The sequence below is a fragment of the Asprobacillus argus genome, assembly GCF_032248395.1.
Classification (GTDB): Bacteria; Bacteroidota; Bacteroidia; order Flavobacteriales; family Flavobacteriaceae; genus Polaribacter; species Polaribacter argus.
On record NZ_JAVTTO010000001.1, the window covers coordinates 805,931 to 824,251 of the forward strand.

Annotated in this window: 15 protein-coding genes; 2 read left to right on the top strand and 13 right to left on the bottom strand. The window is 36.2% G+C overall.

The window, feature by feature from the left end; translation table 11 throughout:
• Window positions 1-2: 2 nt before the first annotated feature.
• Window positions 3-527 carry a DinB family protein gene (locus RQM59_RS03625; protein WP_349240698.1) on the bottom strand — a complete coding sequence of 175 codons (525 nt, stop codon included), beginning with the start codon at window positions 525-527 and terminating at the stop codon, window positions 3-5.
• 177 nt (window positions 528-704) lie between these two features.
• On the opposite strand from RQM59_RS03625, the gene RQM59_RS03630 reads away from it, so the two are divergent.
• Both RQM59_RS03630 and RQM59_RS03635 read left to right on the top strand, forming a co-directional pair.
• A complete protein-coding gene (locus RQM59_RS03630) occupies window positions 705-1,040 on the top strand; it encodes a single-stranded DNA-binding protein (protein WP_349240699.1) in 336 nt (111 codons plus the stop codon).
• Window positions 1,041-1,205: 165 nt separating this feature from the next.
• Window positions 1,206-3,587, top strand: a complete 2,382-nt coding sequence (locus tag RQM59_RS03635; protein WP_349240700.1) for a polysaccharide lyase 6 family protein — start codon at window positions 1,206-1,208, stop codon at window positions 3,585-3,587.
• Between the two features lie 7 nt (window positions 3,588-3,594).
• Here RQM59_RS03635 and RQM59_RS03640 read toward each other — a convergent pair whose 3' ends face one another.
• The 12 genes from RQM59_RS03640 to RQM59_RS03695 form a co-directional block, all read right to left on the bottom strand.
• Window positions 3,595-4,113, bottom strand: a complete 519-nt coding sequence (locus tag RQM59_RS03640) for a LacI family DNA-binding transcriptional regulator (protein WP_349240701.1) — start codon at window positions 4,111-4,113, stop codon at window positions 3,595-3,597.
• A 5-nt stretch (window positions 4,114-4,118) separates the two neighbouring features.
• On the bottom strand, window positions 4,119-4,787 hold the full coding sequence (locus RQM59_RS03645; protein WP_349240702.1) for a bifunctional 4-hydroxy-2-oxoglutarate aldolase/2-dehydro-3-deoxy-phosphogluconate aldolase: 669 nt from the start codon (window positions 4,785-4,787) through the stop codon (window positions 4,119-4,121).
• A gap of 12 nt (window positions 4,788-4,799) precedes the next feature.
• Window positions 4,800-5,840: a PfkB family carbohydrate kinase gene (locus RQM59_RS03650; RefSeq protein WP_349240703.1), complete on the bottom strand. Its 1,041-nt coding sequence runs from the start codon at window positions 5,838-5,840 to the stop codon at window positions 4,800-4,802.
• 26 nt (window positions 5,841-5,866) lie between these two features.
• A complete protein-coding gene (locus tag RQM59_RS03655; RefSeq protein WP_349240704.1) occupies window positions 5,867-6,631 on the bottom strand; it encodes an SDR family NAD(P)-dependent oxidoreductase in 765 nt (254 codons plus the stop codon).
• A gap of 23 nt (window positions 6,632-6,654) precedes the next feature.
• Window positions 6,655-7,938, bottom strand: a complete 1,284-nt coding sequence (locus tag RQM59_RS03660; protein ID WP_349240705.1) for an MFS transporter — start codon at window positions 7,936-7,938, stop codon at window positions 6,655-6,657.
• A 201-nt stretch (window positions 7,939-8,139) separates the two neighbouring features.
• Complete coding sequence (locus RQM59_RS03665; RefSeq protein ID WP_349240706.1) at window positions 8,140-8,841, bottom strand: FadR/GntR family transcriptional regulator; 702 nt, start codon at window positions 8,839-8,841, stop codon at window positions 8,140-8,142.
• 67 nt (window positions 8,842-8,908) lie between these two features.
• Entirely contained in the window at window positions 8,909-9,778 is an 870-nt protein-coding gene (locus RQM59_RS03670) for a polysaccharide lyase family 7 protein (RefSeq protein ID WP_349240707.1), read from the bottom strand.
• Between the two features lie 17 nt (window positions 9,779-9,795).
• Complete coding sequence (locus tag RQM59_RS03675; RefSeq protein ID WP_349240708.1) at window positions 9,796-10,803, bottom strand: PKD domain-containing protein; 1,008 nt, start codon at window positions 10,801-10,803, stop codon at window positions 9,796-9,798.
• Window positions 10,804-10,826: 23 nt separating this feature from the next.
• Window positions 10,827-12,263: a RagB/SusD family nutrient uptake outer membrane protein gene (locus RQM59_RS03680; protein ID WP_349240709.1), complete on the bottom strand. Its 1,437-nt coding sequence runs from the start codon at window positions 12,261-12,263 to the stop codon at window positions 10,827-10,829.
• A 29-nt stretch (window positions 12,264-12,292) separates the two neighbouring features.
• Window positions 12,293-15,376 (bottom strand): SusC/RagA family TonB-linked outer membrane protein, encoded by a 3,084-nt coding sequence (locus tag RQM59_RS03685; RefSeq protein WP_349240710.1) that lies wholly within the window; start codon window positions 15,374-15,376, stop codon window positions 12,293-12,295.
• Between the two features lie 343 nt (window positions 15,377-15,719).
• The gene (locus tag RQM59_RS03690; protein WP_349240711.1) at window positions 15,720-16,067 is read right to left on the bottom strand and encodes a cupin domain-containing protein; all 348 of its coding nucleotides are present in this window, start codon (window positions 16,065-16,067) and stop codon (window positions 15,720-15,722) included.
• Between the two features lie 43 nt (window positions 16,068-16,110).
• Window positions 16,111-18,144 carry a polysaccharide lyase family 7 protein gene (locus tag RQM59_RS03695; protein WP_349240712.1) on the bottom strand — a complete coding sequence of 678 codons (2,034 nt, stop codon included), beginning with the start codon at window positions 18,142-18,144 and terminating at the stop codon, window positions 16,111-16,113.
• Window positions 18,145-18,321 lie beyond the last annotated feature (177 nt).

Here is an 18,321-nt window from a genome sequence, read left to right on the forward strand (position 1 = left end):
AACTATTTTTGTAAAATTGATATATAGGCAGTCCAGTGACCTACTTCATGTGTATATTGCTTAGCCATCACTCTAGCTACTTGAGCAATATGCCCGAGATCATGCGTTACCCAAGTAGCTAATAATTGCTGCAAGGTTACTTGACCAAAATCAGGATGTATTCCTGTTTTTTGAAGATCAGTTTCTGAAATGTTTAATGATTTGAAATACACAAGGTTTTTTGTCCTGAGCACTTCGAATTCTGACAATAATTGTTGTAACGACTTTCCTTTGGAGCTTTCAAATTGCGCAAAACGATCGAAAGGATCAAAGTGTTTGTCGTTTTCACTTAAGACCTTGTTCAATCGTTGTATCCAATCTGTTTTTTCACCATGAATTAAATGACCAATAACGTCAAATGGTGACCATGTTTCATCTCCTTCATTAGAAAAGATCCATTCGTCGGATAGATTTTGTAAAAAAGAGGTCAATGTCTTTGGAGTTTGTTCTAATATCTCTAAAGCCTTGTCAATACTAAAGTTTGCCATAAAGCAAATATATAAATTATTCGTTTACAAACGACTACAAATAATTACAACCGAAAGTAAGCGCTTTCTAACCGAATAAAATTTGGATGTGATCGCATCTTTGTCCTGTTGTTTTAGCACAACAAAAATGAATTATAAACATGCACTTTAAAAATACAAGTGCCTAAAACTTATCTTATGAATACGTTAAGAAACAAAGTACAATTGATTGGAAATTTAGGAAATGACCCAGAGATCATTTCATTGGAAAACGGAAAGAAAATAGCCAAATTTTCTATCGCAACAAATGACACGTATAAAAACGCGCAAGGAGAAAAAGTAGTGGATACGCAATGGCATAATGTGATTGCCTGGAATAAGACTGCCGAGATCATAGAGAAATATGTAGAAAAAGGAAAAGAAATTGCTGTGGAAGGAAGACTGACCAATCGCTCTTACGAAACCAAGGAAGGGGAGAAGCGATACATTACCGAGATTGTTTGTAATGAACTATTGCTTTTGGGAAGTAAGTAAGTGGGAAAGTTTGCTATGAAGAAAAAGCCAAGATGAAGATCTTGGCTTTTTATGTATAATAGGAAATAGGTGTGTTCGCACAATAACGTTAAAGTTTCCTCCTTAATTGGATATGTCTTTACATATACATATATTTGGTAAACCAATCTGGTAAACCAATTTATAATGAAATACTTTGTTTTCACTCTCAGTCTGTTTTTCTGTACAATGTCTTACAGTCAAGAATCAGTTTCTGTGTCGAATATCAGCGAATTTAATGCAGCTATAAAAAAAGCAGTTCCAGGAACAACAATATGGATACGAAACGGAGAGTGGAGAGACGTCCATTTGCAAGTAACAGGTATTGGAAAAAAAGATCAACCGATAACAATAAAAGCAGAGACCCCCGGTAAAGTGATTATTACTGGAGACTCACGTATGAGTATTTATGGGAAATACTTGGTCGTTGATGGGCTGTGGTTCAAGGATGGGTCTCCTACTTCGAAATCGATAATTTCCTTTAGAAAAAACTCGAAAGAATTTGCTTTTAATTCTAGATTAACCAATTGTACGATATCTTATTTTAATCCAGAGAATGCTAGTTTTAAATCTCACTGGGTTGATATATGGGGAAATAATAATAGGGTCGATCACAACAATTTTACGGGAAAGACAAATGATGGAACCACGTTGGTAGTCTGGCTAAAAGGTGTGGTACATGAAGAAAATAATCATCGTATAGATCATAATTTTTTCGGCCATCGTCCAGAGCTTGGAAAAAACGGTGGCGAAACGATACGTATAGGAACCAGTGCATATTCCATGAAATCGTCTAAAACAATTGTAGAAAATAATACATTTAAGAATTGCGATGGAGAGATTGAGATCATTTCAAATAAATCTGGAGACAATATATATAGAAATAACCTTTTCTTCTCAAGCAAAGGAACCTTAACGCTAAGACATGGTAATAATGCTCTGGTAGAGAATAATGTCTTTTTAGGAAATAATGTTCCGAAAACGGGAGGGATTCGCATCATAAATGAAGGACATATTGTTCGAAACAACTTGCTTATTGGCCTAAAAGGCACAGGGTTTCGAGGCCCTATTGTTGTTATGAATGGAGTACCTAACTCTCCATTGAACCGCTACCATCAGGTAAAAAATGTAAATGTTCAAAACAACACCATACTAAACTGTGGCCCAATAGTGTTTGGAGCAGGTAAAGATGCTGAAAGAACCTTGCCGCCTATAGAAACAATATTTGGCAACAACCTAGTGTCAAATACCAATTCAGAGAATATCGTAGATATAGAAGATAGTCTTACTGGAATTTCATTTACTAATAACGTAGCGGATTCTAATGGTACGTTCGACGAAAAACTCTTTAAACGCGTAAAAATCAATTGGAAATTGGTTAGATCCCTTCCGATGCCAACCTTAGAAAATCCAGATCTAATTTCATCATTTAAAAATGATCAAAGTCCAACTGTAGACATCACAAACAACCCTAAAAAGAATAATACTATTGGTGCATTTAATTTAAACAATGGGTTGTATCCAGAAGCTCTACGAATTAAAACTGGAACGACATGGAAGCCATTGATTGTAAAACCAAAAGTTGTCCAAAAAGTGGTTGAAATAGAAGTTGCGCCAGGAGTTGGAACATTATCAAAGGCACTCAAAAAAGTGGGTCGAAAAGGAGTTTTAAGGCTAGTGGATGGTATATATTACATGAACAAAACGCAAAAGATTAGCGGTTCCATTTCTATAGAGGGTTCTGCGAATAGTCGTATTAAAGCTTCCGATGCTATCTCAAAACCATTAAATTACTTTTTCAGAATTCAAGAAAAAAGCAGATTGAAACTCAGAAACTTAGTTTTTGATGGTGACCATAAAAACCCCGTTAAATATGCTATTGTATCACCAGACAAACAGCAACCCGATCCGTATAATCTTTTCATTGATCAATGTGTTTTTCAAAACTTCACCAATACAAAAGGAGGAAGTATATTCAAGGCGTATATTGGAACAATGGCTGATACGATTAAGATTACGAATTCAACATTTAAGGATAGCTATAGAGGTTTAAACCTGTCTTATGAGAAAGAATTTGCTAGGTTTAGTGCACATCAGCTAATTGTGCATAACAGCACTTTTAAAAACCTAACGGAGTTTGCTATAAACTACACTAAAGCAGGAAATATATATGTTTCAAATGGAGGAAAATTATCAGTCACCAATAGTGTTTTCAGTAAAGTAGGGAATTCGGAAAAAGGATTTGCCATTAAAAGCAAAGGAATTCCTGAGGTCACGATTGCTAACTCGGTATTCGTGAATAGTTATTCGCAAAAACACCCTGTTGCATTGTATGGCCCAAATAGTCTTATAGAAAATTGCCTTATTCATAATAGTGGTAAAGTAAAGCTTTCTAAAGCGGCTAGAGAACGAAATATTCTATATCGAAACCCTAAGTGGTTGGATAAAAAGAAGTTTGTTCCTAGCGAAAAGTCATATCTACTGGGTAAAAACAACAAAGTAGGGCGCATAGGTTTACAGGATAGGTAGATCTATCTTATTCTGCGAAGAGTTGCTCAAAGCTTTTAAGCGCTTTCTTTTTAATTAGGTTCGCATCCGTTCGTGCCTTATTAAAAGGGATGGTTATAAAACGTTTTGCTGGCAATGTTTTAAATGAAACATTTTTGAATTTTGTATTCGAGAGCATCAAAATCCCATCTACGCTTCCATCGTTTACAAAATGAACACAAGCCCTCTCAGTTTTCGCATCATTAAAAGATTGTAGAACCATGACTCTGTACCCTATGGCAAATGCCTTTTTCTGTATTTCACAGACGAAAATATTGAAATGATCAATAGTTAACTTAGGGACGATAACCGCTATAACTTTTGTTCTTCTATCTCTTAAGGCTCTTGCCGAGTTATTTGGAACATAATTGTTTTTGGATGCGATTTTTTGAATTTTTGAGCGGGTGGATTCCTTAATATCATGCCTGTTGTTCAGCGCCTTAGAAACAGTGGAAACAGAATATCCAGATAAGTTTGATATCTGCTTTAAAGTAACACCTGAAAACATTCACATTATTTTTTGAGGTTAGCTATAATCTCTAATGATTTTCGAACAGACGATTCTATGGCTTCATAGTCAAACGTACCATCACTGTTTTTCTTGATAAGTTTGGACCCCATACCTACGCATGTTACCCCTGCGTTGAACCAAGATTCTAAGTTTTCCTGAGTGGGAGAAACGCCTCCTGTTGGCATAATGCTGGTCCATTGACATGGTCCTTTTATAGCCTTTACGAAGTCAGGGCCGTAAATTCCTCCTGGAAAAAGTTTTACAATTTCGCAACCTAGCTCTTCTGCACGAGCGATTTCGGTTAGCGAACCGCATCCTGGAGACCATAATACTTTTCGACGATTACAAATGGCGGCTATATCTTCCCGAAGTACAGGCGTAACAATGAAATTTGCACCCAGCTGCATATATAAAGAAGCTGCCGCTGCATCTGTAACAGAACCAACCCCCATGATCATTCCAGGAAGTTCTTTGATAGCATATTTGGTCAATTCACCAAAGACCTCAAAAGCAAAATCACCTCTACTTGTAAATTCTAATAATCTTGCACCACCGTCATAACAAGCTTTAAGGATTCTCTTACTTACCTCAATGTTGTCATGAAAAAATAAAGGGACAAGCCCTGTATTAGCCATTGTAGTTGCCACTTCTATTCTTGAAAATTGTGCCATAGTATTTACATTTTATCTTGCAACCCTTCCGGATGCATCTCCGCTCATTAATTTTTCAACTTCTGGAACTGTAACTAGGTTGGCATCTCCTTTTATAGTATGCTTTAGACATGATGCTGCCACGGCAAAGTTCAATGCATTTTGATCATCTTCAGGGTATTTTAATAATCCGTAAATCAAACCACCCATAAAGGAATCTCCGCCTCCAACTCTATCCACTATATCAGTAATTTGATATTGTGGAGATTCATACATTTTTTTCCCATCATACATTACTCCTGCCCATGTATTGTGTGATGCTGAAATAGATCCTCTTAATGTCGTAATTACTTTTTTAGCTCTAGGAAATTTCTCCATCATTTGTGTACAAACGGATAAAAATGCTTCCGCTTTTACATCGTGCCCTTGCGTGGTAATATCTAATCCCTCTGGCTTAATTCCAAAGTGTTTTTCTGCATCTTCTTCATTTCCCAGTATAATATCACAATAAGAGGTTAGCTCAGTCATAATTGCCTCCCTATTACCACCATATTTCCATAATTTAGCTCTATAATTTAGATCTGTAGAAATGGTTACTCCAAGACTGCTAGCAACTTTAACAGCTTCTAAACATGCATCTGCCGCTCCTTGAGAAATCGCAGGTGTTATACCCGTCCAGTGGAACCATTCTACTCCTTCAAAAACATTTTTCCAATCGATCATTCCAGGCTGAATCTCTGCCATAGCAGAATGTGCTCGATCGTATACTACTTTACTACCTCTACTAACCGCTCCAGTTTCTAAAAAATAAATCCCAAGACGGTCTCCTCCATATACTATTTTATCAACACCAACTCCTCTTTTACGCATTTCCATCATGGCACATTGCCCGATATCGTTGTTTGGTAAGCGTGTTACAAAATCTACTGGGACGCCATAGTTCGCTAACGATACAGCAACATTAGATTCTCCTCCTCCATAAATAACATCAAAATTGTTTGCTTGAGAGAACCGTAAAAACCCTTGTGGAGCTAATCTTAGCATAATTTCTCCAAACGTAACTACTTTTTTCATTACTTCTAATTTTATAATTTTTTAAATTAAATTCCTAAACCTTGGCCACCTCCAACTTGTATGGTTTCTGCAGTGATAAAAGAAGCATCATCGCTTGCCAAAAACGAAACTACAGAGGCCACATCTTCTGGTTGCCCTAGTCTTCCGAGCATAATGTTGTTCTTCCAGGAAGCAAAGACCTCTGGTTTTGTTGACTTGATTTGCGCATGAAAAGGCGTGTCAATAGTACCTGGAGATACTGCATTTACCCGAATCCCATATTCTGCAAGATCTTTTGCTAGTGCTCTTGTTAGGGCATGAACTCCTGCTTTTGATGTTCCATAGACACCCGCCCCAGGGCCTCCAGCATTCCAACCAGCAATAGAGGTATAGTTAATAATTGAAGCATTTTCACCTTTTTTAAGAAAAGGAATGGCTGCTCTTGAAGCAAAAAATGTAGAGTCAAGGTTTAACGCCATCACGAATCTATAAAATTCGGTGGTCATTCCTTCGAATCGAGATCTTCCTCCCAATCCTCCTGCATTGTTTACAAGAAGGTCAATTTTTCCATACTTTTCCCCTATGGTCTTAATATTTGAGTTTACAGCTTCTTCGTTCGTAACATCGAATCCATAATATTCTGCGGTTATTCCTTTTGAAGTTAACTCCTCAACTTTTTGAGCCCCAGTTTTGTCTTCGATGCCATTTAAGATTACGGTATATCCGTCTTTTCCCAATCTTTTCGCTACTTCAAAACCAATACCTCCTGTAGCTCCTGTAACGATGGCTACTTTTCCATTTAATGTACTCATATTCAATATTGTTTTTTTGATATTTATATTTCTTCTTTTATTACGAGTCCTACTTTTCTAATTAAAAATAAAACAGCTAAAACGGCCAGTACTACCGAAATAGTAATTGCTATAAACGCCGGCACATATGAACCTCCTTCAGTAATTCTACCAATAAACCAATTCATTATAATTGGTGAAAAAGCAGCAACCGTACCAGCTAATCCAGCTAAGGTGCCTACTGACGGACCTCTAAATAAATCACTAGAAAGTGTTTGAATATTACCTATTGCAAATTGAAACCCAAATAGCGCCAATCCAGCCAAATAAATAAACGTCATGTAATTAGAGTTATCCACAAATAATATGATGGAAACAAAACCAATTATTATAAGCATACTTCCTAGCGCGATACTTACTTTTCGTCCAAAATCTGTAGAGGTTCGTTTTATAATTGCTTCCGTAAACATTCCTCCAAGGATTCCTCCTGCAGCGGCCATTAGATAAGAGATCCACATAGTTTTTCCTATTTCTTCTATACTTAGACCAAATTTAGAATTCAAATATATTGGCATCCAGCCTGCAAAGAACCACCAAATTGGCTCGATGAAAAATCTACACAATAAAATTCCCCACGGTTGTTTATAACTTAATATTTTTAATACGGGTAGACTTTTAGCTCCTTCGACAATGACTACGTTATTTTCCTTTCTGTCATTTAGCAATAAGTCTTTTTCTTCTTGGGTTATCCAAGGATGACTTTCAGGTTTCGACTTATTAATTACAAGCCAAGGAAGTACCCAAATTAAACCCACCACACCTAAAATTATGTACGTAGATTTCCATCCAAATTGTGTGTATAAATAAACGATAATTACAGGTGCTACAACATTTCCAATGGACGCTCCCGCATTAAATATTCCTTGTGCTAATGCTCTTTGTTTTACCGGAAACCATTCGCCATTATTTTTTACTGTTCCTGGCCATAATCCTGCTTCTCCTAAACCTAGAAGCCCCCGAACTAGCGATAAGGACACAATTCCTTTTGCCACGGAGTGAAAGGCTGCTGCTAAAGACCAAACAAGTATTGATAAGGTAAAGCCGATTCTTGTTCCTATTTTATCATATAACCTTCCTGATAAAAACTTACTTGCGGCATAGGTAATCATGAAGACATTAAGCATAAGTGCATAATCGGAATTATCCATTCCTAGATCTTTGCCCATTTCTGGCCATAGGAGGGCAAACGCCGTTCTATCGACATAATTTATAACGGTGGCTATAAATATTAATATAATAATCCACCACCTTAGTCCTTTTATTTTCATTTTTATGTATTAGATTACATCTCTAAAAAGCCTGAACGTATAATTGTACGGGTCTTTAGTTTTTTATTTGTTTTAATCTTGAAGTAGCTGAGTAGGTGCGGAATGCAACACACAAGATACTTTATGATTCATAGTTATATTTTTCCCTCTTTAACATGTTTCTTCTAAATAACAGGAATCGTGCACTTCCCTTGCTATTTATTAAATGTTATAACAATACTGGTATAACATTTTAAAATGTATTTTCATTTTCTCTTTTGCTTCTTGCGGATCTTGATCTACAATTGCATTAAAAATATCGGTATGTTCTTTAATTCCTTTATGCGCCTGATCATCATCACATACATGATACTTTTCAAAATTTGTTATAATTTCTGGTGTAATAATTAACATAAATGTATTCATCGTACTGTTACCACTGGCTTGCGCTATCGCTAGGTGAAATAACAAATCTTCCTGAACGGCATCTTCTCCAGACAGAACCTTATTTTCATAGGCATCTAAAGCGTCCTTCATTTTTACAAGATCTTCATCCGTTCTTCTCAATGCCGCTAGTCTTGCTGTTTTTAATTCGAGTAAAATTCTGGTTTCTACTAAAGACTTAAAATCAGGATCTTCTAGTCGTAAAATATCCTCAATCATACCATTCATGGCTATTACGCCAATATTGGCAACAAACGTCCCACTCTGTGGTATCGATTTTAACAACCCATAGAACTCAAGTTTTTGTATAGCCTCTCGAACATTACTACGACTCACAGTAAACTTTTCAGAAAGCATACGCTCAGAAGGTAACTTATCTCCTGGCTCTAAGTTCTTGTGATTAATCAAATCTCTAATACCAATGATAATCTTATCTTGGATTGTTTGATTCTCAGTCTTAGTGATTGCTTCTATCTTCATATTCTATATTTTTCTGTCAAAATTGGTTAACCAAATTAATAGGTTAAATATATAAAAACTAATTTGTTTAATGTGTTACTTCAAGTTTATAATATTCTACTTTGGTCTTTGCCCAATCATCTGTTGTTACTAAGTAATTTCCAGCTTTAAAATAGTTTTCAAAAATACCCCACTTTTCAATGTGAATATCATCGTATATCTTGGATACTCCGTTCATAATAACTTCCATTCTGCCTTCCGACACTTTTACTTCTAGTGTAAATTTATCAAATCCAACATATTCTGGGAAAGTGTACCCTACATCATCTCCCCATGCACTTGTTTGTAGCATTTCCGTCGCAGTTGCATTGAGATCGTTCAGAACCTTTGTTTTTACTCGTACCTTACCGTTTACCCAATATATTTTTAACATTGGAGGAGCATTATTATCACTTGCTCCAATAAGATCTTTCTGTGCGTTGGTCAACCGGCCATGAATCTGCATAATAATAGTTCTATGGTAATTATTATTTGCATCTCTTGTAGCTTCCCCCATGGCCAGTTCACCTTTTAAATTACCTCCTTGAGAAAAGGTCCAATTCGTATTGTTACTTCCTGGCACCATTTGCTCTCTCAATTCTGTTCTGGAATAGCTGGAGTTTGTTGTTGATGCTCCAGGATATGTATAGAAAACTAAAGCTCCTTTAATAGAATCATTGTACATGAATGGTTTTAACGTTTCATTTGTACCGTAATCTAAAATTTCAGGAGGTTTTACCTCTGTTGGGTTTCCAATGGGCAAAGTCACTTTCCAGTGATTTAAATCAATATTCGGCAGCTTATAGGAAGGAATTACCGGGTCTTCTCCATGTTCATTTGGAGTAACTGACTCGTCCTTACTTTGACAGCTTAATGCCAAAATTAAATATCCAATTACCAATAGATTTAGTATTTTCATTGCCCGTTTATTCATTATTAGTTTGCTGTAATCGTTACCGAGTCCACTCTAATTTCTTCGTCGCCACTAGTATATCCAAAGTTACCGACAGAACTATCTCCTCCTATACCTCTCATAAAAAATGCAACACTTGTATTATTGCCCGCATTAAATGTAAATGTATTGGTTAGATAACTAGTATCGCTTGGATTCGATATTGGCATTATCGGAGTTAACAGATTATTTGTAGGATCTTCTACCTGCGAAATAGTGGTATACCCATATCCATCTTGAGGAAAATCTACCGTATTTGTATAGTAGGTTGGAGCGTAATTACTTACATATCCTGAACCAGCCAAGACTCTTATTTCAAGCATGCTCGGATATGTGCCGTTAAGTGGGTCTTTAAAGGAAGAAACCACTGTAATTGTATAATCTGCATTTGGAGTAACTTCAAACTCTTGATAAACGTGATCAGGCTCATTATTATCAAACTTCACTACGTTATCAGAACCTCCGTTACCTGAACTAGACTCTCCTTGATCTCCTAAACTCTTATTGATCCACCCAGAGCAAGAGCAATCAGACCCCGAAGATTTTGGAAGTTTGTTAAAGTCTGCATTTACCAGAACAGGGTCAGGAATAACCGTTGCTATAGGTTGTACGACTTCTATAACTTCTGTATACGTACTTTCTACACCTAAATTATCAGATGCAATCAAGGTTACTGTAAATGTACCTTCTCCAGGAAATGTATTTAGTGGCTCAAATGTCGTTGAAGTGTTTCCATCTCCAAAACTCCATGAATACATCGTTGCTCCTGTAGATAAGTTTGCAAAAGTATAGGTCTTCCATTCATCGTTTGGTCCTGCTCCTTGAGTAGCAACAAAACCAGCTTCTGGTGGTGTCAGATCTGGTATTGAACCAGCTTCTGGTAAGATATTATCTTCACATGAGATATATGATATAATTGCGGCAACAATAAAAAGGTACTTGAGCTTACTTATTGTTCTACTATTTGTTTTTTTAATTATTTGTTTCATCATAATTAATATTTAATTATCTGTAATTAGTATCCTGGATTCTGAGTTAACAGCCCATTACTCAAACCAATCTCAACCTGAGGAATCGGTAATAATAGATCCGTCGCAGAGTAACCTAAATTGTTTGCCGTTGAAAATGCAGACAATATATCTTGAGCCATACCGAATCTTACCAAGTCAAAAAAGCGTTGGTTTTCAAATGCTAGCTCTACTCTTCTTTCTTCTAAGAGTTCTTCTTTGGTGATACTCGTCACGGCTGTTGTTAAGCCTGCTCTATCTCGTACCATCTGGAATGAAGCTAATGCGTTTGAGCTTGTAGTTGATGGCCCTCCTGCCATAATAGCTTCGACGTGCATTAACAATACATCAGCATATCTCAAAACGATCCAATCATTTCCTGCTGAAGTTGGGTCTGGAGACGTTACAGGTATTCCTAGACTAACATCTCCATTAGGTAAATACTTTACCACTTGATATTGTCCAGCTTGTCCACTATCTTCTCTATACGAAAGAATGGTTCTGTTTCCTCCATTGGCATCTAAAGAAGCTCTTGCATCTGCCGTCACATAGTTAACTCCACTGGTTCTTCCTACGGCATTTAACCATTCTGCTGAAAAGTTCTGGCTATCATCATTGGAATCTGGAAGAAATCCAATGGCAAAAATAACCTCGTCATTGCCTTCGTTATAGAAGATGTTTTTAAAATCACTTTCCAGCGAAAAGCCTCTTCCTGGACTCATAATATCTTCGCATAACCCTTGTGCCTCGCCATATCTTCCCAATGTTAAGAATACCCTAGCAAGTAGTCCTTGCGCAGCTGCTTTGCTCGCTCTATCTTTTGGTCCCGCATCTCCTAATCCTGTAACGGCCGTCTCTAAATCACTAACAATTAATTCATAAATTGTTGCTGAAGAAACTCTGGTAAAGGCCGTTTCCGTGTCTAATGGAGGTATAATTCTATCTACTAAAGGAATATCCCCATACAATCTAACCAAGTTAAAATACGCGTATGCTCTCAAGAACTTAGCCTCTGCTTCAAATTCTATTGCTTTTTCTGGAGAAGCTGCTCCCAAGTTTGCTAAAACTAAATTGGCTCTATATATGACATTATAATAGCTTCTATAATAGTCGGCCACAATACCATTTGTTGATTCAATGGTAAAAGATTCGAACTGTGCTGCTTCACCTTCACTACTCTTAGTTCTGGTATTGTCACTGCGCATTTCTGTCACATAAAACTCTACCTGAATAGCATGATTGAGATTGTTATTAGTGATCTTTAATGCATTCACTCCTTGAATCCCATCGTAAATATTTAAAACTCCTGTTTCTATTTCTCCATCATTAGCGTAGTAACTTTCTCCGTTAATTCCGGTCTCTAAATCTGGCGATAAAAATGTCTTTTCACACGACATGAAGCACACCATTGTTAGTAGTAGGATTAAAATTTTTGTTGATTTCATAATACTTTCTATTTTAAATTAATAGCATGCTAAAACTGCACATTTACCCCTAATGATACGGTACTAAATACTGGAGATCCTGCTCTCTGATATCCATATGTTGTAGCACTTGTGTTATTAATCGACTCTGGATTAAACCCTGTATAACCACTAGCGGTTATATAAAGTAGGTTTTGAGCAGCCATATAAATTCTTGCATTTGATAGTTTTAATTTTGACAATATTCCATCAGTAAGGTTATAACCCACATTCACATTACGCAAGGCAATATACGAGGCGTCTTGTATGATAGAATTTGTAAAAATCTTTTGCTTTATAAATTCTTGATTTGGAGTAGAAGAAATGAAGTCTTGTGAACTATTGAAGTGATTAAAAAGGTATTGATCACCCATATTTCTAACTTCAGCCCCGTGACTACCTTGAATCATAAAACTTACGTCAACATTGCCTATTTTAAAATTGTTTGCAAAACTCCAAACCAAATCTGGGTAAGGACTTCCTAAAATTGTTTTATCATCATCATCGATCAAACCATCTCCATTTAGGTCTCTAACGTAAACATCTTGTGCCTGTCCTCCAACAGGATGATATGGATTCGCTATATACTCGAGTGGAATCTCTCTGTCTACTACCCATCCATAAAAGGATGATATTGGATTTCCTTCTAAATTAATCCATTCTGCAGCTCTTTTACTATCAACATTTTGAATTAGTCCGTTGGAATCTGCAAAATCTTTCAATTCATTTTTGTTTTTTGATGCTATTAAAGTAGATGTCCATTTAAAGTCTGCATTCGATACATTTCTGCTTCGTAACTCTAGTTCAACACCACTATTTCGAACTTTCCCTAAATTAACTAAAGCATTGCTAAAACCTGTTGTTCCAGAAACGGGATTGTATAATAAAAGTTGATCACTTGTTCTTGTATAATAATCTATAGAACCAGAGATTATATTATCAAAAAGACCAAAGTCAATCGCAGGATTGAATTCAATTTGTCTTTCCCATGTTATATCTGGATTTGCAATATTTAATGGATTTACAATCAATGCTGGATTTCCACCAGAAACTGTTGTTGTAGTATTATCTAATATTGCTAAATAAGGATAGTTATCTACTAATGGATTCCCAGTTCTAAAGTCGTTGTTACCAGTAACACCGTAACTCACACGAAACTTTAGATAATTTACGATATCACTATCTTTTAAAAAGTCTTCTTTATAAATATTCCATCCCAACGAGATTGCTGTAAAATTACCATACTTTACATTGGGTCCAAATACTGAACTTCCATCACGTCTGTAGCTAAACGATGCTAAATATTTGTCGTTATATACATAATTTACTCTTCCAAAGAAAGATAATAAGGTTCTTTCCCATCGATAGTAGTTCCGATCTGTAATACTAGCTGCGGCATCTATAAACGGAGTTCCATCATTTGTATATCCAGTTCCCTGAACGCTTTCAAATGTTCTTGTTCTTTGCTCTGCCGATGTTCCTAATACAGCATTCACTTGATGTTTTCCAAATGCTTTATCATAAGTAAGCACATTATCGACAACAAATCTGGCTGTTTTTTGGTACACACTATCTAGTCTGGCGGCAGCGGCGCCATTTCTACTTGATTCAACTCCTTGATATCGAGTGTTCTTGTTAAATTGGAAGTTGCCAGAAACAGTTGTTTTAAATCTAAGGTTATCGTTTATTTTATACTTCGCATAAAAGCTTCCTCTGAACTGTTTTCTTCGTTCTATTCTATAGCGCTCCAATACTTTTGCTCCTGGATTGGTGTTGGATGTATTACTTATATCTAAACCGCTTCCACCATTAGGAACTGGAGCTCCAGTAGTTAAATCAAAATCATCAAACATTCGCTGAATCGCGTAATCACCTATTTGAACATTTGCATATTTTCCACCATCCCTCGTTCTATTAACAAATTGAATTGTACGAGCATCTAAATAAAGCGGCAACCATGGCGGTTGTCTTAAAATGTCGTGTGTAGAACCATCAAATCTTCTTTTGCTTGTGAAAGAAGGCGTTACATTAACCCCGACGGTTAGCCTCTTATTTATCTTATGATCTAACTTTAATCGAAGACTAAGTTTATCATAATTATCTGTCAATAGCACACCTTCGTCTAACAAGTAATTCATTCCGAAGCTTGCTTTGGTTTTTTTATCTCCACCTCGTGCGCTAAAAGAATGATTTGTTATAACCCCTCCATTAAAAATAATGTTTTGCCACTCATTATCAACCCCAATAAGTTGCTTATATCGAGTTCTATCAGATATACTACCAGTAGCTGCTAATTCTGCCGCTGCAGTTTCTGCTACAGAAAAGTAATATGCATCACTTTGTCTTGCTGTTTTATATCCTGTATAGGTATTATAATTGAATATTGTCTTTCCTTCTTTTCCACTTTTAGTAGTAATAATAATTACTCCATTTCCTCCTCGCGAACCATAAATAGCACTAGATGCAGCATCTTTAAGAACCTCGAAAGAAGCAATGTCGTTCATATCTAGAGATCCTAAGAATTCTTCATCTACAGGAACTCCATCTATAACAACTAAAGGTCCAGAGTTACCATTAATGGATCCTGTTCCTCTAATTCTAATCGTTGGTGCAGAACCTGCTTCTCCTTCTGTAGCCTGAATATTAACTCCAGAAACTTGACCAACAAGAGCGTCATCCACCCTGGACACACCAATTTGGTCCAGTTTTTCATTGACCACCTTTGATATTGCTCCAGTTAAATGTGATTTCTTTTGAGTTCCATAACCTACTACGACAATTTCATCGAGTAAATTTGCATCCTCAACTAAGGCAACATTTAAAGTAGTTTGATTCGTAATTGTAATGGTTTGAGAAGAAAAACCTAAAAAGGAGAATACTAAAACGTCCCCCGTTTTAACTTTGATCTCAAATGTTCCATCCAGACCCGTGGTATAACCTCTTGTCGTTCCCTTGACAAGAATTGTTACCCCAGGTAATTCTGAGTTATCAGCCTTAGAAGTAACAACTCCTTTTACAGTAAACTCTTGCTGAGCAAACATTGAAATGTTAAGCAGCATAACTAACAAAAATGTCAGTTTGAATTTTAGCTTCATAATAATAATTTTATGTTAAAAGTCCATAATTTGCTGACGTGTGCATGAGCCAGCCCTAAAATACTTTCACATAATTCTTACGTTTTTGGTAGAAAAACATTGGCCCTTAGGTCAATTTGTTTTTGTACTTTTGTGTTACTTATACAAACATAAGATTATGTGTATAGTTATACTTCCCTCAAAAGAAGTATGTTTCTAAAGGATAGGCGTGCACCTATCCTTTTTCTTTTTGATTCTGTTTGTTGTTAATATCATTTGGTTAGCCAAACTGGTCAACCAGATTGGTTTACCAAATATAATTAAAATTTTGGAATAAACAAGTTTTTCTCAAATCTCTGAGGGATTATTCCATGAAATCTTCCCTAATAGGGCTAAATACATCGATCAATACACCTGAGCTTACACAGATAGCTCCGTGCATTACATGCGGAGGGATATAAAATGAATCTCCTCCTTTCATAAGCTTGGTTTCCTCTCCAATAGTTAATTCAAATTTTCCACTCTCAACATAGGTAACCTGAGAATGATAATGTTCATGCATAGGACCAACTCCACCTTTTTCAAAATGAACTTTCACGAGCATAATTTTATCATCATAGCCCATGATTTTTCGTTTTACTCCTTCTCCTACAACTTCCCATTCAATATCATCTCCCATTATGAACTCTTTACTTGCTCCAAATGTTTTCATATTACTTTGTTCTAAAATTTGATTCTTTATATACTAATTCTATTTATTTTGGTGGTGTTCCTGGACCCACCATTGCTTCTCTAAACCATACTTCTGTATAACAACCATTTTCATATTGTTTAGTAATATCTCCTCCATAGGTTTCTGCACCAGCACACCACACTATATTCTTCTCCGGGCTTTTCCCATTGGTTTGATTATAAGCTCCTTGTTTAAAATAACCTAGTTCACCACTATATGCGATGACACGTTCAGTTCCATCTTGTCCTATGGGCACAAATAGTTTCCTTACTTGCTCTGGTATGTCAGATTTTTTTACATATTCTGATGAGACGAGATTTTTAGTAAATGTTTTTGTTTCATGTTTATCACTTTTGAAAGTGAGATACATGATTCCTTCATATACATTCACTTCATAACTAAATTCTTCACCTAATTCTATTCCATCTTCGGGTTCAGCGGGATAGTCATTTTTGCTTGCTCCAACAACAGACATATTGTGCCCCCATACGGCGGTTGAAAAATCCCATCTTCCAGAATTGTCATCACCTTCTGTATTAATTTCATAATTCCAGAATACGGATCCTTTGGTATGCCCCGGGAATTTCTTGTAGAATATTTTTAGTGGCTCATTTTCATGACCCTCTCCACTATGAATTTGTCCGACTACTGTTGAATATGAAGCAGCAACTCTAGCATTACCAGAAACGGAAACTTGCATGACCTTGCAGGTACCTGTTAATTTACCTCCTTCTTCAGGTGTCCATTCTCTTTTTTCGTGTAACTCCGTTCTTGTGTTACTAGAGTTTTTTGAAGTGACCCCAGAATTTGGCGTTTTATAAACAACCCAACGTCTAGTGCCATCAATTACAGTATAGAAAAAATCTTTATACTCATAATTAACGAGATCTTTTTTAGTCGTTCCGTCACCCATTAAGATTTTAAACTTATCCATAAAAGGAATGACCTCACTTGGATATACTGTTTTTGAACTTAAGCCATCATTGGCTTTGAAATACCCAGCATTTGAAATAGCATTATCACTGATTTTGATACTTGCAGATTTAAACCAAACTTCTGCGTAGTTTCCATCTCCATATTGTTTTTGAATATCACCACCATGAGTTTCAGCGCCAGAACACCATACTTTGTTTACATTGGGATCTTTTCCGTTTGTTTGATTGTAACAACCTAGTTTAAAAAAGAGTCCCTCATTCGCGTAGGCCCCTTCACGTTCTACACCATCTTGACCTATGGGGACAAATAAATTCTTTACTTGCTCTGGCCAGTCCGAACGTTTCGTGTATTCTGAAGAAAGAAGGTTTTTAGTAAATGTTTTGGTTTCATGCCCTTGACTCGTAAATGTAAGATGCATAATTCCTTCTTTGACTTCTACCTCATAACTAAACTCTTCACCTAAAGCAATCCCATCTTCTGGCTCTGACGGATAGGCGTCTTTATCCGTTCCAACAACAGAAAAATCATAACCCCATACAGGATAAGAATAATCCCATCGCCCCGAATTATCATCACCTTTGGTGTTGATCTCATAATTCCAAAATACAGACCCCTTAGTATGACCTGGAAATTTTTTATAAAAGATCTTAAGTGGTTCATTCTCATGTCCATCCGCACTATGAATTTGACCAACTACCACCGAATACGTTGCAGCAACGCGAGCATCTCCGGTTTGAGCCACATTCATTACTTTAAGGGTGGCGTTCATTTTACCTCCGGTCATTGGTGACCATTTTTTTAATTGTGCTAGTTCAGTTCTTGTATTGTTGGAAGTACCATGCGTATTTCCAGCATTAGGTGTTTTAAAAACTACCCAATCTTCTTTGTCATCAGAGGCAGTATAAAAGAAATTCTTATTCTGATAATTTGTTGCTTGACCGACGTTAGAACCATCACCAAGAATTAAGTTCCAGTGTTGAAAAAAAGGTATGACCTCGTTTGCATTAGCACCTATAACTGAGTTTTGTTTTTTGTTTTCTGCGCAATTATAAAAAAGCAGCATCGCACTTATCATTAACAGATAATACACAAAATTTGATTTGGATATTTTAATATTCATTTTAGCTGATGTTTTTGAGAAATGACTGTATGGGGTGTTGCTAAGGTTTTCGACAGATCTAGTTGTTTATTCTTCATTCTATAGATAATTCTGAGATCATATTACTTAAGGAACGTTTGGATAAAAATTGTCGATGAACAAATGCTGTTTATCGACAATTTAATCAAATACAAATAA

What these genes read in the sequence shown, in the direction of transcription:
- RQM59_RS03665 (WP_349240706.1), bottom strand. Translation starts at nt 8,841, where the DNA reads ATGAAGATAGAAGCAATCACTAAGACTGAGAATCAAACAATCCAAGAT.
- RQM59_RS03655 (WP_349240704.1), bottom strand. Translation starts at nt 6,631, where the DNA reads ATGAGTACATTAAATGGAAAAGTAGCCATCGTTACAGGAGCTACAGGA.
- RQM59_RS03650 (WP_349240703.1), bottom strand. Translation starts at nt 5,840, where the DNA reads ATGAAAAAAGTAGTTACGTTTGGAGAAATTATGCTAAGATTAGCTCCA.
- RQM59_RS03680 (WP_349240709.1), bottom strand. Translation starts at nt 12,263, where the DNA reads ATGAAATCAACAAAAATTTTAATCCTACTACTAACAATGGTGTGCTTC.
- RQM59_RS03685 (WP_349240710.1), bottom strand. Translation starts at nt 15,376, where the DNA reads ATGAAGCTAAAATTCAAACTGACATTTTTGTTAGTTATGCTGCTTAAC.
- RQM59_RS03625 (WP_349240698.1), bottom strand. Translation starts at nt 527, where the DNA reads ATGGCAAACTTTAGTATTGACAAGGCTTTAGAGATATTAGAACAAACT.
- RQM59_RS03635 (WP_349240700.1), top strand. Translation starts at nt 1,206, where the DNA reads ATGAAATACTTTGTTTTCACTCTCAGTCTGTTTTTCTGTACAATGTCT.
- RQM59_RS03645 (WP_349240702.1), bottom strand. Translation starts at nt 4,787, where the DNA reads ATGGCACAATTTTCAAGAATAGAAGTGGCAACTACAATGGCTAATACA.
- RQM59_RS03695 (WP_349240712.1), bottom strand. Translation starts at nt 18,144, where the DNA reads ATGAATATTAAAATATCCAAATCAAATTTTGTGTATTATCTGTTAATG.
- RQM59_RS03640 (WP_349240701.1), bottom strand. Translation starts at nt 4,113, where the DNA reads ATGTTTTCAGGTGTTACTTTAAAGCAGATATCAAACTTATCTGGATAT.
- RQM59_RS03660 (WP_349240705.1), bottom strand. Translation starts at nt 7,938, where the DNA reads ATGAAAATAAAAGGACTAAGGTGGTGGATTATTATATTAATATTTATA.
- RQM59_RS03670 (WP_349240707.1), bottom strand. Translation starts at nt 9,778, where the DNA reads ATGAAAATACTAAATCTATTGGTAATTGGATATTTAATTTTGGCATTA.
- RQM59_RS03690 (WP_349240711.1), bottom strand. Translation starts at nt 16,067, where the DNA reads ATGAAAACATTTGGAGCAAGTAAAGAGTTCATAATGGGAGATGATATT.
- RQM59_RS03675 (WP_349240708.1), bottom strand. Translation starts at nt 10,803, where the DNA reads ATGATGAAACAAATAATTAAAAAAACAAATAGTAGAACAATAAGTAAG.
- RQM59_RS03630 (WP_349240699.1), top strand. Translation starts at nt 705, where the DNA reads ATGAATACGTTAAGAAACAAAGTACAATTGATTGGAAATTTAGGAAAT.